Origin of the sequence: Streptococcus sanguinis (assembly GCF_050220005.1) — a bacterium.
Classification (GTDB): domain Bacteria; phylum Bacillota; class Bacilli; order Lactobacillales; family Streptococcaceae; genus Streptococcus; species Streptococcus sanguinis_Z.
On sequence record NZ_CP071413.1, the window covers coordinates 1,682,209 to 1,697,644 of the forward strand.

The following is a 15,436-nucleotide window of genomic DNA, read 5'->3' on the forward strand; positions in this document are numbered from 1 at the left end:
TGAACCTACTTATTTTGAGGATGATGAGGAAGTCGCTTAGCGTAATCTTCCTTGTTAATCTGACGACCACGTCCCAAAGCAATAGCATCCGCTGGTACGTCCTTCGTAATGGTAGAACCTGCACCGACTAGTGAATTGTCACCCAGTTCAACTGGAGCAATAATAGTCGAGTTGGAACCAACAAAGACATTGTCGCCAATGATAGTCTTGTACTTCTTCTGGCCATCATAATTAACCGTAATCGTACCCGCACCAAAGTTGACATTAGCACCGACTTCAGAGTTGCCAATGTAGGTCAAATGACCAGCCTTGGTATTTTCTCCAATTGACGATCCTTTAACTTCTACAAAGTTGCCGACATGGACATCCTTAGCCAGACTAGAACCTGGACGAATGTGAGCGTAAGGTCCGACCGTCACTCCATCTGCTACACTAGACTCTTCAATCATGGAGTTGGTGATCACAGTCCGCTCTCCAATGACAGAGTCTACGATGTAGGTACCATTGGTCAGGATAGTCTCTGCCCCAATCTTGGTCTGACCTTTCAGGGTCACATTTGCTTCAACTTGAACTTCAGGCGCAATTTCCACATCTACATCAATATAGGTCGCATGAGGATTGACAAAGCTGACACCGTTGACCATATGCTGCTGGTTAATCCGGCGGCGCATAACACTCTCAGCTGTAGCCAAAGCTACGCGGTCATTAACACCCAAACTTTCATCAAAGTCTTTCAGCGTATAAGCGCCGACTTTTTCACCATTTTCGCGGAAAATACCAATCACATCTGTGATATAGTATTCACCTTGAGCATTATTAGTATTGATATTTTTGAGAGCTTCAAAGAGGCGAGCATTGTCAAAGACGTAAGTCCCTGTATTGATTTCCTTGATTTGCTGCTCAAAGTCTGAAGCATCCTTCTGCTCAACAATTTTCAAGACTTCGTCGTGCTGATTTCGTACGATACGGCCGTACCCGAAAGGATTATCTGCTTCTGCTGTCAGGATAGTCGCAACGTTCTTGTGGTTGACATGGAAGTCAATCAGGTTTTTCAGACTTTCTCCTGTAATCAGGGGAGTGTCGCCAGCAATAACCAGCGTCTGACCAGTCAGATTTTCCAAAACAGGCTCTGCCATCATAACGGCATGCCCTGTTCCCAGCTGCTCAGTCTGACGTACAAAGTCTGTCTGACCTGCCAAGACTTGCTCGACTAGCTCTGCCTTATGGCCAACAACTGTCACGGTCTTTTCCGGAACGATGGCACTAACACTACGAAAAACATGTTCCAGCATGGAAATTCCTGCAACCTTATGCAGCACTTTTGGTAAATCTGACTTCATGCGAGTACCCTTACCCGCAGCCAAAATAATCGCGTAATTTGTCATCAATTATCTCTTTTCTGTAGGATATCACCTTTATTATATCACTAAAAGGTAATTTTTAAAAATTTAAAATCAAGCCATCCCCATAAAAATCTGCAACAAAAAAACTTTTGCACAAAAAAATCAGCCTTTAAACAGCTGATTTTGCTTCTTTTTCTTTGATTTTCTTTGGAAGATGGACTTTTGCCTTGCCATAGTCCTTGAAGACAGCCCGCTGCTTGAAGTAAATCAATTCTCCATCTAAAGCTGTATCTTCGTCCAAATCCATGGTCATATCAATAGAGCGGATGGTCCGAGTCTTAGGGTCAACCACAAAGGCAACCTTACACTTCTCAATATCGATGGTTGTATCATAATGTTCATCATTATAAGCATAGTAGAAGGCATCGATAAGGTCATAGGCCAAATCACCTTCTGCTGTCACCGAAAACTCATAGCCGCCCTCCACTTTTTTCTTAGTTAGTTCTGACTCATTATCTACCATGACCTGCAGCAAAGCCTTAAAAGAGGACATGCCCGAATAGCCATCAATATGTTTCCGTGACTCAGTGTCATCAATGGTCTCAAATCCATCCTTTTCTTCCAAGTACATCCGATCTTCGCTGAAATAATGGGTCAGTTCTTGATCATCATAGGTTTCGTAAAGCTTAGCTAAATAAGGTGAATCTGAGACAGTCAGCTGTTTAACCGTCTTGGCTTTTCTTTTTTTGTTGCCTTCTAGATAAGTCGACTCAGACAGCCGATCCATGTAGAAACTATCATGATCGAATTTTTTCAAAGATGCATCCACTACAGCCGATAGCTTAAAGCGGGATTCAAGAGCTTCTGCGATTCCTCCAGGCTTAAAGTAAGTATAGAGAAAGGTTCCGCCAATCAGTACAAAGCAGACACAGCCGTAAATGATAAAAAAATGAACCTTCTTCAAAATCAATCCTCCTAGAAGCTTTCTGTCGTTTTATAGCTTTTATTATAAGCTTTTTTGGACCTATTTTCAATCTTTTTCAGAAACGGTCTTTGAAGACTGTAGCGGAAGAAATGCTAATTGGTTTTTCAAACTCTCAAAGTCATTGCCAAATGTATCTACAAGGCAAGTATCCACTGCTTTTTGAATACTTAGTATCTCAGCCCTCTTTCTCATTTTCAGCCAACTGCTGGCGAAGCTTGGTAAACCAGTCCAACTGAAAGCGAGCAGAATCAAGCCCAAATTCTAGCGTTTTCATTTCAAAATAGCCAATCTGGGAAATACTTTCAGCTAAATCAGCCGCCTGACTGGTCTCTATCAGCTCTGTAGCCAGGTGGCTGTTCTGCTCTAGATAGGCTTTTACCTTTTCTTGTTCCTCCGTAAAACGAATCGCGTCTTTGACAGCTTCAAACTCTTGGACTTCAACTTCCAGTCCCTCAATGGTCAAATCCAGCATCTGAAGCTGCTCTTTCTTGGGCAGGTAACCCATAAAGAGGAATTTTCCCAAGTCCATATTCTTGTTCTTGCTCATGTCGATAGGCGTTTTAAGCCACTCTAAAAACAAGAATCGTCCCGAAGCGGTAATCGCATATTCCTTCTTCATTTTTCCTTTTTCTACGTACTCCGAATAAGTCACTGCTCCTTGCTGGGAAAGTTTTTTTAAGGCTGCTTGGATACTGCCTAGACTGTCGCTGCACATAGAGCTGAAATTTTGCCGCATCACCTGACGAATTTCATAAACTGTAAAATGCTTTATCATGAGTAAGCCTAAAATTAATTTGTCCATTTCTCCTCCATATCACGATTTCTTTATATACCTAATAGTAACACTTTTGTTTCGATTTATCAAGGGCAAACAAAAAGCCTATTCAAAAATAGACTTAAGCTTGATCCAGCGGATAGACCTTGCGAAATTCTTCTAAGACGACACCCGTTTCTTGGGAAAATTCCAAACCGGCTTCCGCCAGACACTCTGTGAAAAATGCCTGATGGACTTGCTGCCAGTAGGCCAAGGATTTATCTCCTTCTCCTTCCTTAAAGGCGTGTTCGGCTGAAACCTCATTAAAAGGCAGTACAGAGACTTTGGTGATTTCAACAATACAGACTGCCCTATCCTGACTGTCTAAAATGACATCAAAGCTTCCTGCCTGCGGCAAGGGCTCATTTTCAAGCTTATAGAGCTCATAGGCAGAAGCCGTCGCTGTCTTTTCACCACGCAGCACTAAGTCAGCAAGCTCATCTGCCAAGTCACCGAAGGCCCAGGCGTCAATATCGTCGCCAATCTTTGGATTGATTTTCTTGTATGCCTGCCACATTTCTTTTGGGGTCATCACTTCTCCTGTCTTTCTAAAATGATAATTATTGTTTATAAAAAATCTTCCTACAAAACTGTATCTTTATCAAAATCCATAAAGTCATCATGCTCATAATAGTAAAGCAGAGCCTGTAAACACTCTTGATCAGTCACTTCTGCTTTCTGCTCCATGACTGACAAGAGAACATCCGCAAAATCTTCACCGTAATAAATCAGCTCCAGATCTTGCTCCTTTACCTGTCTAGGATAAACATCCCTATTATCCACCACTTGAGGATAATCAGCAAGCAAGTAGCTATCCTGAAAATTCAGTTCTCCATTTTCCTTAGCATACAAACAGAAATCATCATCTAGCTCTTCCGATTTTACAGCCTCCATGATGTCTTTTAAGTCATAGGTTTGGTTTTTCTTCATTGGTCAAAAGTTCCTTTCCATTCATAGGCCGGATAAGCGCCTAGACACTGATAGCCCAAGCTTTCTGCAACCTTCTTGGAAGCTTCATTGTGCGCATCCCAGAGAGGAAAGAGTGAGTGTTTTTGGGCTTCTAAAATCATCTGGGCACCCAAGATTTTGGCCAAGCCCTGCCTTTGGTAGGCTGGCTTGGTAGCAATTTCAATCTCAAAAGCTCCATGATAGACCAATCCCGTTGATACAGCAGCGATGATTTCCTCTCCTGAATAGACTAAAAAGCCAAAGCCGCCCGCCGCTTGAAAATGGTCAAAATCGGAAAAGTCACCCTGCAAATCCTGAGACCAGACTTCCTCAGCCAAACGCTCATAACTCTCCTCAACAATCGGACAAAGTTGGTAGTTTGCAGGTAACCTGCGCTGCCATTTCTCCAAAACCTCTGCGTCAAAGTCAGCCCTGTCCACAAAAGCATAGCGAGTGAACTGCTGCAACTCACTCTGACTATCCAGAAACTCTTGCCAACTGCGCTCCTCGGAGATAATGACCTTGTCAGCTAAACTATATTTTTTGCTAAAATCCTGCCAAAAATAACAATCCACCTGACCAGCAGGAAAGATGAAATTTCCTAGTTGGTAAAGGCAGGATGTCTCAGGCGCATTCATGAAGAACTGCCCTAGGCCAGCATCCAAACCGTAAAGTACCATATTTTTGGTCCAGGATTGGAAAAAAGTATCCTTTGCCTTCATTCTTTACCTTCTTTCAGATGCAGTTCATTGATTTTATTCGTCCAGATATAGCCGTCAAAGCCTTCGGGAATATCTTTTAGACTATGGATATGATCGAAACCTTCTGATAAATCGCTACCGCCAGCTGTTAGCTCAACCCGTGTATTGACTGCTTCCATTCTTTCCATAAATTTATTTGGCCAACCCCATAAGAATCTGGCATATTTCAAAGGAATGCGCAGCTCAGCATTTTTCATTTCCTCAGGGATATAGCCCGTAAAGCCCAATAATTCATATTGGATAAGAGCATTAAGCATGCGATTTTTGGACAAGAGCTTGAGACTGCTGCTCTGACTGCGCAACCAATGAACGCCTTCCTCGCTTGCCCCACAAACACTGAGTTTGTTTAACCTTTTGGGCGAGAGCGTTTTTAGCTTTTCCCACAAGACTTTATAGGTTTCTAATTTCCCGTCTTTGACCTCAATCACAAACTCCTTGTCTGGAAAGGCCTCAAAAACCTCATCTATTGTGGGCATCTGGCCGACTCCTTTTCCTCTAAAAGGATAGGTTTTTCCGCCATCAGCCGTATAACCGTAACCGATATCCATCTTTTTGAGCTCAGCCATCGTGTAGTCCTGGATTTCACCCTTAATGCCAGTTTTGAATTCCAGAGTTGCATCATGAAAAACTGCTAGTTGCTTGTCTTTGGACAATTTCACATCAAACTCCACTGCATCCGCTCCTAGGTCAAAGGCCGCCTGCATTGAAGAAATAGTGTTCTCAAGATAGGGATGCGTAGGCGGGTCAATCATGGCTGCCGTATTGCTATCCCAGTCCGCTTTAGATTCATCGAAGGTCTGTGCGAGTCCTCGATGGGCTAGGATTTTATATTCCTTCCCATCTTTATTAGAAAAGAGGCTTGTATTGTTTAACCAGATAAGAAATAGTAGGGCTAAACAATACAGATAAATCTTCCTGTGTTTTTCCCATTTAAACATTTTATTTCCTTACTTCAAACTCCAGCCGCCGTCAATTTTGATAATTTCACCCTGCATAGCAGCTGCCTTACCACTGGCTAGAAAGAGGCTGACGTCTGCCACTTCCTGAGGATCCAGCCAGCGCTTGATTGGCGTTTCCTCAGCAACCCAGTCTTCCAGTCCGCCTGGCTCAAAATCTGCAGCAGTCATAGCTGTCTTGACAGCGCCTGGCGCCAAGCCAAACACTTGGATATTTTTATCCGCATAGTCTAGAGCTATCTGCTTGGTCAGGCCAGCCAGAGCATGCTTAGAAGCTGTATAGGCAGCACCGCCGCCGCCAGCCAGAAAGCTAGCAATCGAGCACATATTAATGATGATACCAGACTTTTTCTCCAGCATTTTCTGCAGGTAAAAGCGGGTGATTTTCATGGTAGCGGTCAGATTGAGCGCAAAAATCTGCTCCCAGTCCTCGTCACTGGTCTCGTGCAGGGGACGATAATCGTCCAAAATACCTGCTGTATTGCAGAGAATATCCACCTCGGGCAAGCTGGTGAAGAGCGGTGTCAAATCCCCTGTTAAATCCATCTTGACAAAACGAAGCTCATTGAGAAAGCCAGGGGTTTCATCCTTGTCCACCCCATAAACCCGGTAGCCATTTTCCAAAAAGGTCAGAGCCTGAGCTCGGCCGATGCCAGAGCTAGCTCCCGTCACCAGTACCGTCTTAGTCATCTACTTCCACCCAATCTGTCGCGAGGACATCACAAGGAGTCGGACTCCACATGGAGAAACCCTCCCCTTCACCTGAAACATTGATGAGGAAATAAGGTGTCACCTCAAGAGCCACCCCATTCTGCTCAATCGTATCAAAGAGCTGGACGTAGTTTTCCGCTCCACTCCAGCCTGTACGTACATATTTTTTCTTGGCCTTAAGGCCTGGTAAAATTTCTTCAAATGTCATGGTTTTCTCCTTTTGTTTATTGATATTCATTTATAAATTCCCTGCTAGCCTTCAGCAGTCATAAGTATATTGGACGACTTTTGCTTGACTGTCAACAGGTTTATCTGCTACTTTGCAACAAAGTCTAAAATTAGACCTTCTTCACCATATCCACAAAGAGATGAATATCGCCATTGCTTTCCTGCGGAATGCGCCTCACCACTTCAAAGCCCATGTTGAGATAAAGCTGCTGGGCTCGGTGATTGAAGTCAGCCACGTATAACCTGATGACTTGGGGTGCAAAATTTTCTATGATAAAGTCCAGAATTTCCTGCAAGAATGTAGCACCCTGACCTTTTCCGCAATGCTCCGGCTTCGTCCCCAAACCAAGCTCCAAAATTCGCTCTCCTTTCTGCTCTAAGCAGAAAAATCCATAGAGTTCCCCTTCTCTCAGGACTTGAAAATAACGATCCCCACGCATTTCAGGGGAAACCATTTCTTCATAATCCTCCAGGTCATTTTTCATATCATAAAAATCATAAGGCACCTCGTAATGCCAGTCGTTAGCAATTTCCAAAGCATGCTGCTGGGTTAGCGGTTCAATCATCATCTACTCCTCCTTTCTCTAAAACTCCCAATAAAATCGTTTTTGGTCTGCTTTTTCGCTGCAGCCGAGGCTGCGATAAAATTCATGGGCTGATGAGCGGGAAATGCCTGAATTAATCCGAATTCCTGTGTAGCCTGCTGCTTTTCCCTCTTCACGCAAGGCCTGCATCAGCGCTCTGCCATGTCCTTGCCCTTGAAAATCCTGAGCGACAGCCAAAGCCAAGAGATTGAGCAAGGACGGGAAATAGAGACAGTCGTAGCTAGCCGCATGAGCGTAACCTATGACCTGTCCGCCTTCTTCAGCTACCAAAATCAAATGCTGATCATTCTCTAGCAGCCTCTTCAGTTGCGCTTCCGCCGCTTCCCTATCGAAATCGTAGCCCAGACACTCAGCATTGAGTCGCTGAATGGCTGCGGCGTCACTTAGTTTTATTTTACGAATCATCTGTCACCCCGTTCTTCCCTTTATTATAGCAGAAAAGCAGTCTCTTTGACTGCTTTCAATGAACTATTCTCCTATCTGTCCCTTCAACCAAGACTCCGCCTCTTCTAAAGGCTGGTCTGTTAGGACATCGGGCTGAATTGCCTCATTCTCATAAAGCTTGCCCGTGCGATCTAGGATACTCGAGGTAGTCAAGAGCAAAACCGCTCCATCATACAGTTGATAATAATTATTTCCCGTAGTATAGCTTGCCGTTGGCTGACCAAATATTTTAACGTTTTCCAATCCCTTAAAAGCTAAAACAGTCATTTCTCCTGAGCTGCCTGTCTTCCCATTGATAAGGACAGCTATGGGCGCTTTCTTTGCTTTTTCATCAGTCTGCTCCAGACCAAGCTGATTCAGAATATCTAATCGAGAAACCGCGCTCTTGCTTCCATTTTTTTCAACGAATTGGAAGAGATCTTCATCAGGCAAGAGAGAGGACAGTCCAGCAATCATCGGATACATATTCCCACCGGTATTGCCTCTCAAATCCACAAGAACCGCCTGATAGTCATCCTTTTTAAGAGCTGCTGAAAGTTTCTTAGCATAAGCCTCCGCTGCCTGTGCATCACCAGTGAAAGCAGGAACTTTTAAATAGAGAACACCCTCCCGATTCTGCACTTCAGGCTGATTTTTGCTTTCTGGACTATTTTCGGGATTATCCTGTGGACTTAAAAAATAAGAATGCTTCCCGCCAGCCTCTTTTGTTAATTCTTCCAAGACAGGATAGGTGTCTTGATAAGTCTTGGCAGATTCAAGCTTCTCTAAGGCTTTGTTTTTCTCATTTTCCCAATCTTTGTCCGTATAAAGACCAAAATCAAGCTTTTTCACGACCGAGCGGGCGTAGTCCTGCGGGCTAGGTGGGAAAAGAAAAATTCCATAGTCTGGACCAAAGTAGGCCAGAAAACCTATTAAAAGAGCAAGCAAAACCAGTACTGTTCCCAAGCAACCTAAAAGGACTTTTTTCATAATTGCACAACCTTTCTTGTGAGGATTCCTGAGCTGATTATAGCAAAATAGAGACACGTTTTCCATGTCTCTACCTTACATTTATCATCGTCAATCTTACATTTTTGTAAGATTATTTCGTTTAAATCTTCAAAAGCTTATTTCCATCTCTCACTCTTGGAAAATGCAATCATCAAACCAGACCCAGCTAGAACTGCCAGAATAAGGAGACAGATATTTTTCAGTGGATAGAGCCAGTCTTTATTTTCTTCATGCCACCTTGACTTCCAAAGCCCGACATAATCAGCATGCATATCTTCAGGCTGGTTCAGCTGAATATTGATTACAATCGCTAGTAAGATCAAAGCGATAAAAGCAAGGGCAAAGAGCCAGATTTTCTTCTTTTGGGTTAGGTTAAGGTTCTTCATTCTTTTCTCCTTCTACTTTCTGCTTAATAGCAATACCTCATCCTACTTCTCTTTTACAGCGATTTCAGAGTTTCGATAGCCATAGAAGGCATAGATGAGACTTCCCAGCGCTAGGGTAATTCCAAAGGCCTGCCAGGTTTCCTTGGTATACTGGGTCATGAAGGACAGGCAGATGATAATGGATAAAATTGGTGTCAGAGGTACTAAAGGCGTTTTGAATTCTCCAGCTTTTGGCATTCCTTGATCTTTCCGCAATTTCAAGACAGCCAGTGCCAATAAAATCAGATAGGCCAAGGTACAGATATTTAGGAAAGAGGCAATGCTAGCCAAGGGAAAGATACCCGCACAGACAGCTGAGGCAATCCCTACTAAAATCGTTGCATTCTTTGGAACCCGACTGTTCTCTGTCAATTTTTTGAAAGAGCGGGGCAAGAGACCATCACGCGCAATACTGTAAATCATCCGCGACAGAGCATAGGTCATGGAGATACAGACCGTAATCAGAGTCAAAATAGCGACGACAGAGATATAGTTGGCTGCCCAGCCAAGTCCGATGCTGCGCAAGGCAAAGGCCACCGCATCTGAGACATCCAGCTTGCTATAGTGGACAACCCCAGTCAAGACCAAGGTCACCAAAATATAGAGAATGGTCACGATGCTCAAGGATAAGACAATCCCACGCGGAACATTCTTTTGAGGCTCTTTGATTTCATCGACCGCCATGGAAATGGACTCAAAGCCCAGAAAAGCAAAGAACATGAGTGAAGCCCCAGCCATGATGCCGATCTTGCCGCCATAAATTTCTCCAAAGCCAAAAGGTGCAAAGTTAGACCAATTTTCTGGTTTGATGAAGAAAAATCCTGCAATGATAAAAAGTGCCAAGGCTGAGAATTTCAAGACCACCAAGGCTGAGTTGAAGCGCAGGGCTGCCTTGGAGTTCAGAAGGACAACTCCCGTAACAAAGGCCAAGACCAGAATAGGCAGCAAGTCCACATAAGTACCTGCTTTTGGATTGAAGGTGCCATTCAGAGCTGCCGGCAGTTGGATGCCAAAGCCGCTCAGCAAGCCCTTCAGATAAGAACCCCAGCCAGAGGCAACACCTGAAATAGCGGTCATGAACTCCATGATGGTCAGCCAGCCAGCCAGCCAAGCAGGAAATTCTCCCAGAACCGCATAAATATAACTATAGGCTCCGCCATTGGCCGGGATCCGTGAAGCAAACTCAGCGTAAAAAAGGGCCGAAATACTCACACAAAGCGCTGAAATGACAATCGAAACGGTCAGAGCTGGCCCAGCATATTTGGCTGCCCCAGTCCCTGTGATGGTGAAAATCCCAGTTCCTACCATGGCACCAATACCAAGCAAAATCAGATCTGGAATTTTTAAATGACGGCGCATGCCCGTTCTATCCTTACTGGCATCTTTTTTTCTAAATATATTCATCTATTTTTATTCTCCTAATTGCATTAACGTCCTATTTTATCATATTTCCACGCTTTTAGGAATCTTTCTCAGAAAAATACCGAAAAGAAAGGCTGAGAGAAATCTCAGCCTAGGTTTTTAACATAGATGAAAGGTATATGAAGCCTGTCTCTGCTATCACATAGCCACAATTTTACGATAGCTGCGAGAAGTAATGAGAAAGACACCGACATATACTGCAATAAACAGAGCGCAAACCCCCAGAGTCACCACTAACATAAGACTTGCGTTGAGCACGCCCAACATCTGTAAAATGAGACTGAGCATGTGATAGGCAAAAGCCAAATGAAGGAAGGCAAAGATTAGGGGCAGGAAGAAGACAGTCTGTACCTGTTTACGAATGGTCTTTCTAGTCTGCTGCTCGTCTAAGCCGACTTTCTGCAGGATGATGAAGCGATCACGGTCTTCGTAACCTTCGGAAATTTGCTTGTAGTAGATAACCAGCACTGTTCCCATCATGAAGACAATAGAGAGGAAAATCCCTATAAAGAAGACACCACCCAGCATACCCTTAATCTCAAGTATGCCAATCACACCAGTCTGACCGTGGACACCTCCAGCACCTTCTGGTAGGGACTGGTTGTAGTCCGCCATTTTCTTTTGATAGATTGTATCCAGCTTAGCCTTTTCATCTTCTGATGCTTCAATATCCAGACTACCATAGAGTACAGGATTAATAGCTTGCTGCTCCATCTGCGGAGCTAAGAGTTGACTAGGATCCTTGGCTACCAGATACAGACCTTTAGGAATGATGATATTATACTCATCTGGAATCTTGTGAAAGATAAAATCTTCAGACAGGACTGTCTTGATTGTCAAGTTTTGGCCAGCCAGCTGCAGAGGCTGCTTATAATCCAGCTCCACTCCCTTGTTAAAAACAGCAATCTCATTTTCCTGCAAAGACAGATCCTTTCCTGTCAGCTTTTCGTAATCCTCGCTGGAAAACATCAAGATATAGGTATTGGGTGACACAGTCCATTGTCCCTTAGGATAAATATCTAGGCTGTTACCCTCTTTTTTCTTGACACCCATTGAATAAAACTGATAGGTCTCCTGTTGCTTGACCTTCAGCTGATTCTCTGCTACAAACTCTGTCAAGACCTGATCCAGCTGTTCTTTTTTTGCATTCACACCGCCATTGATAGAGAAATCATGCGGAAACATAAGTTTCTGCATAAATTCCGCGCCAGAATAGATGTTCATGCCGGCAGAAAAGGTCACTAGAACCATTGTCGATAGGATGGAAATAGTAGCCAACCCCACTGCATTTTTCTTCATCCGGTAAATAAGATTTGAGACGGAAATCATATTATTGGGCTGGTAGTAATACTTTTTGTTCTTTTGCAGAAGCTGCAGAAATACTGTAATACCAGCGTTAAAGAGCAGGTAGGTTCCTAAAATAACCAAGAGGACTGCTCCAAAAAAGATGAAGATTGCTTCCATAGGATTACGCACAGTCTGAGCCAGATAGTAGCCGTAGAGCAGAGCTGCCAGACCAATAAAGGTCTGTGGCAGTAAAAAACGGCTCTTCTTCTCTCCGCTAGCCTTTTCCTTAGCCATCTTCAGAGAATCAAAACGCAGAATTCGCCAACCATTAACAAAGACCAAGCCTGCAAAAATAAAGCCATAGAAAATAAAAACAAGAATCAAGACCGGTAGCTGGAAAGTTGAAACCAAAACCACCTTGGTACCCATGAGCTTGAGCAAAAAGGCATAAATCAGCTGGTCAAAGAGAACACCAATAGTCAGCCCCAAGCTTACAGCCATTAGCCCGAAAATCAGAAGCTCAATAAAAGTCATAACAAAGAGATGGCGTTTATTGAGACCTAGCATACCATAAAGTCCCAACTCCTTGGAGCGATTCTTCATAACAAATTGATTGGCATAAAAGACAATAATTCCAGCTGTGATGTTCACAATAACAACCCCTAGAACCAAAACGAGGATAACAGAGCTGGCACCTGTCATTTTGGATAGATTGGGATTAAAAGCCAAGGAGTTGAAAATATAAGAAATGGCTACAGCCACACAGGTAGCCAGTGCAAAAGGATAATAGAGACGGCGGTTCTTAATCAGATTGGATACCGCCAATTTTGCTGCTAATCGAAACACTAGTCTTTCACCTCACTTGCCATAACTGTCAGAGTATCGGAAATCTCTTGGAACATCTGCCGCTCGGTCTTGTCTCCTCGGAAGATTTGATTATAAAGAATCCCATCCTTGATAAAGAGCACCCGCTTGGCGCGGCTAGCTGCTGCCGTTGAGTGGGTTACCATGAGAATGGTTTGACCGCGGGCATTGATGTCGTCAAAAACATCTAGCAGGGCTGCTGAAGACTTGGAATCCAAGGCTCCCGTCGGCTCGTCCGCCAGCAGAATCTCAGGGTCTGTGATGATGGCCCGAGCCACTGCAACCCGCTGCTTCTGGCCACCGGAAATCTCATAAGGAAACTTCTCTTGCAACTTGTTAATCCCCAGCTCATTGCAGGTCGTAACCAGCTTTTGCATCATCTCGGTAATGGGACGGCGAGATAGGACCAGTGGCAGGAGAATATTATCCTTAACTGATAGGGTATCCAACAGATTAAAGTCCTGAAAGACAAAGCCTAATTTCTCCCGACGGAAGCTGGAAGCCTGGCTGTTTTTGATGGTTGCCGTGTCAGTTCCGTTGAGAAAGACGCGGCCCTCTGTTGGCTTGTCCAGCATGGCTAGGATGTTGAGCAGGGTGGATTTCCCAGAGCCTGACTCCCCCATGATGGCGACATATTCGCCTTTTTCTACCGGAAAGTGAATGTCCTTCAAGGCCTCTACTTGGCTGCCCTGAAAGCGGGTTTTATAAATCTTTTTCACGTGCTGTACGTCTAATAATGTCATACTCGAACCTCTTCTTTATTTAACTTGATACTACTATCATACCGGAAAGACAGACAAGTTTCCATAACCTAATCTTTCATTTTGCCTGCCAATCTTACATTTTTGTCATCTTGTGCTCCAAGTCGGATAAAGAGAAAAGTCAACTGACCTTTCTCTTATCCTTGAATACTAGAATCTCTCAGTGACTGTACTGCAGCCAGAAATAATATTGACTGGAAGCACAGCCTAGGCGAGTCTTCTCGATTTCTTCCTTGGAAATCTTTTGAGCTTTAGGTTTACTTTGACGATGGTTAAAAAGATTGATTTTCATAGCAAGCCTCCTTCTTGAAATCTGATTATTAGTTTGGAAGACGTTTATCTTCTTTTTCTTTACACTTATAGGATACCGAATTCCCAGACTAGCTGCCATAAGATAACCTTTCATTTTAGCCTTTAAACTTACATTTTTGTCACTTAGAAAAATAGTTTTCGATTTCCCTTAAACTGCGTCAATAGGCCTAAATTCACCGATACCTATCGGCTTCTTTCATCAAGCGAATTAAAAAAACCGGAATTTGTTTCCGGTTTTCATGATATATTTCCTAAAGTTCTAGATATAGAAGTTTTCTTACCAGAGGGTTTTCAAATTTCTGTCAATATTATCTTGAATAGGCTATTCTTACTGCCCCTCATCCCCAAATTTACCAGTATGAAGGTGGGTAATACTGTCATGACCAGGTAGAGGAGGCAGCCCACCAGAGTCCTTACGGCTGAACACTTCAAGCAAGCCCGGTGTCAATTGAGAATTTTTCAACTGCTCAGGGCTAATCTCATGGACAATTTCTGCTCCTTGTCCCGTCTGTATTTTATAGCCAAACAGCGGGTCAATCAAGGTACCACGGCCGATTGCAACCAAATCCGCAGCCGTATCCTCAATAGCAGCTTCTGCATCTTCCTGACTAAAGACACCACCGATTGTAATCAGTTTGGTTTGCTCATCCATCACCTCCTTAAAATGATCTGCATAGCTCTTGTCTGATCCTGCAGCTTTTGAAGCATAGCCGCCCAAAAGCGACAAATGGATGTAGTCTAGTTCGTGCTTGACTATCTCCTTGACCAAAAGTTTGGCTTCTTCATAAGTATAGCCTACTTGATCTTCATGGATTTCATCTGGGCTAATCCGATAGCCAATAATAAAATCTTCTGGCGCATACATGGCCGCAGCACGCTCCACTTCCTCGACTACCGCCAAAGGAAAGGCCATACGTTTTTCCAAAGTTCCGCCCCATCTGTCCTGACGAACATTGGAAGTGCTAGAAAAGAATTGCTGCAGCAGATAGTGGTTGGCACCATGGATTTCCACTCCTGAAAAACCAGCTTGAACTGCACGTTTGACTGCTCGGCCAAAATCCTTGATAATTTCAAGGATTTCTTCATCGGTCAATTCTCTCACCGGATATGGCAGGAAAGAAAAATCTAAGGCACTTGGAGCTAATACTTCCTCACCCTTCATAGCACGGCCAGAAGCTGCTATCCCACCATGATGAAGCTGCAAAATCGCTTTATTGCCATACTTCTGAAGGGCAGCTGCTAATTTTCTCTCCCCTTTGATATGGGCATCAGAGTAAATACCTAATTGAACCGGATAGCCAGTCTGGTAACAAGGCCCTCCTGATGGACTAACATAATGAAATTCAGTAATCAAAAGTCCTGCTGTCTGAGAGCGTGCTCCGTAGTATTGCAAAGTATCATCAGACACAAATCCTCCTTCTAAGCCACTGAAAGTATACATAGGGGAAAGCACCAAACGGTTGGTTAATTTGGCACCGTGACGCAATTGAATCGGGTCTACAATTTGTTTAGACATAGTAAAAATCTCCTTTCTTCTTTGACAACTATTATAGAAGATTCAGAGGCAAAAACAAGGGCTT

At 43.7% G+C, this 15,436-nt stretch carries 18 protein-coding genes; all 18 read right to left on the minus strand.

Going from position 1 to position 15,436, the window contains the following annotated elements; all coding sequences use genetic code 11:
- Positions 1–5: 5 nt before the first annotated feature.
- Positions 6–1,385: a bifunctional UDP-N-acetylglucosamine diphosphorylase/glucosamine-1-phosphate N-acetyltransferase GlmU gene (glmU, locus tag J1C86_RS08185; RefSeq protein ID WP_125405304.1), complete on the minus strand. Its 1,380-nt coding sequence runs from the start codon at positions 1,383–1,385 to the stop codon at positions 6–8.
- A 127-nt stretch (positions 1,386–1,512) separates the two neighbouring features.
- Entirely contained in the window at positions 1,513–2,307 is a 795-nt protein-coding gene (locus J1C86_RS08190; RefSeq protein ID WP_125405307.1) for a hypothetical protein, read from the minus strand.
- A gap of 196 nt (positions 2,308–2,503) precedes the next feature.
- Complete coding sequence (locus J1C86_RS08195; RefSeq protein WP_002903175.1) at positions 2,504–3,130, minus strand: PadR family transcriptional regulator; 627 nt, start codon at positions 3,128–3,130, stop codon at positions 2,504–2,506.
- 94 nt (positions 3,131–3,224) lie between these two features.
- Positions 3,225–3,674, minus strand: a complete 450-nt coding sequence (locus J1C86_RS08200; RefSeq protein ID WP_002903176.1) for an ASCH domain-containing protein — start codon at positions 3,672–3,674, stop codon at positions 3,225–3,227.
- A gap of 50 nt (positions 3,675–3,724) precedes the next feature.
- Positions 3,725–4,072, minus strand: a complete 348-nt coding sequence (locus tag J1C86_RS08205) for a DUF7716 domain-containing protein (protein ID WP_002903177.1) — start codon at positions 4,070–4,072, stop codon at positions 3,725–3,727.
- Complete coding sequence (locus J1C86_RS08210) at positions 4,069–4,812, minus strand: GNAT family N-acetyltransferase (protein ID WP_125405315.1); 744 nt, start codon at positions 4,810–4,812, stop codon at positions 4,069–4,071. The genes J1C86_RS08205 and J1C86_RS08210 overlap by 4 nt, the downstream gene beginning before the upstream one ends.
- Complete coding sequence (locus tag J1C86_RS08215; RefSeq protein ID WP_125405318.1) at positions 4,809–5,789, minus strand: glycerophosphodiester phosphodiesterase family protein; 981 nt, start codon at positions 5,787–5,789, stop codon at positions 4,809–4,811. Before J1C86_RS08215 ends, J1C86_RS08210 begins: the two co-directional genes overlap by 4 nt.
- Positions 5,790–5,798: 9 nt before the next feature.
- On the minus strand, positions 5,799–6,497 hold the full coding sequence (locus tag J1C86_RS08220) for a 3-oxoacyl-ACP reductase (RefSeq protein ID WP_125405321.1): 699 nt from the start codon (positions 6,495–6,497) through the stop codon (positions 5,799–5,801).
- Complete coding sequence (locus J1C86_RS08225; RefSeq protein ID WP_185755723.1) at positions 6,490–6,726, minus strand: DUF2829 domain-containing protein; 237 nt, start codon at positions 6,724–6,726, stop codon at positions 6,490–6,492. The genes J1C86_RS08220 and J1C86_RS08225 overlap by 8 nt, the downstream gene beginning before the upstream one ends.
- A gap of 130 nt (positions 6,727–6,856) precedes the next feature.
- Positions 6,857–7,315, minus strand: coding sequence for a GNAT family N-acetyltransferase (locus J1C86_RS08230; protein WP_009659264.1), 459 nt, complete (start codon positions 7,313–7,315; stop codon positions 6,857–6,859).
- Between the two features lie 15 nt (positions 7,316–7,330).
- Entirely contained in the window at positions 7,331–7,756 is a 426-nt protein-coding gene (locus J1C86_RS08235; protein WP_125405326.1) for a GNAT family N-acetyltransferase, read from the minus strand.
- Between the two features lie 63 nt (positions 7,757–7,819).
- Positions 7,820–8,830, minus strand: a complete 1,011-nt coding sequence (locus J1C86_RS08240; protein ID WP_125408868.1) for a S41 family peptidase — start codon at positions 8,828–8,830, stop codon at positions 7,820–7,822.
- A 71-nt stretch (positions 8,831–8,901) separates the two neighbouring features.
- Positions 8,902–9,171 (minus strand): hypothetical protein, encoded by a 270-nt coding sequence (locus J1C86_RS08245; protein WP_125408869.1) that lies wholly within the window; start codon positions 9,169–9,171, stop codon positions 8,902–8,904.
- A 42-nt stretch (positions 9,172–9,213) separates the two neighbouring features.
- On the minus strand, positions 9,214–10,614 hold the full coding sequence (locus J1C86_RS08250) for an amino acid permease (protein ID WP_125408870.1): 1,401 nt from the start codon (positions 10,612–10,614) through the stop codon (positions 9,214–9,216).
- A gap of 156 nt (positions 10,615–10,770) precedes the next feature.
- Positions 10,771–12,765 carry an ABC transporter permease gene (locus tag J1C86_RS08255; protein ID WP_125408871.1) on the minus strand — a complete coding sequence of 665 codons (1,995 nt, stop codon included), beginning with the start codon at positions 12,763–12,765 and terminating at the stop codon, positions 10,771–10,773.
- The gene (locus J1C86_RS08260) at positions 12,765–13,526 is read right to left on the minus strand and encodes an ABC transporter ATP-binding protein (RefSeq protein WP_125405334.1); all 762 of its coding nucleotides are present in this window, start codon (positions 13,524–13,526) and stop codon (positions 12,765–12,767) included. Before J1C86_RS08260 ends, J1C86_RS08255 begins: the two co-directional genes overlap by 1 nt.
- Before the next feature lie 178 nt (positions 13,527–13,704).
- The gene (locus J1C86_RS08265; protein ID WP_009659231.1) at positions 13,705–13,836 is read right to left on the minus strand and encodes a hypothetical protein; all 132 of its coding nucleotides are present in this window, start codon (positions 13,834–13,836) and stop codon (positions 13,705–13,707) included.
- Positions 13,837–14,184: 348 nt separating this feature from the next.
- Positions 14,185–15,372, minus strand: a complete 1,188-nt coding sequence (locus J1C86_RS08270; RefSeq protein ID WP_125405337.1) for an NADH-dependent oxidoreductase — start codon at positions 15,370–15,372, stop codon at positions 14,185–14,187.
- Between the last annotated feature and the right edge of the window lie 64 nt (positions 15,373–15,436).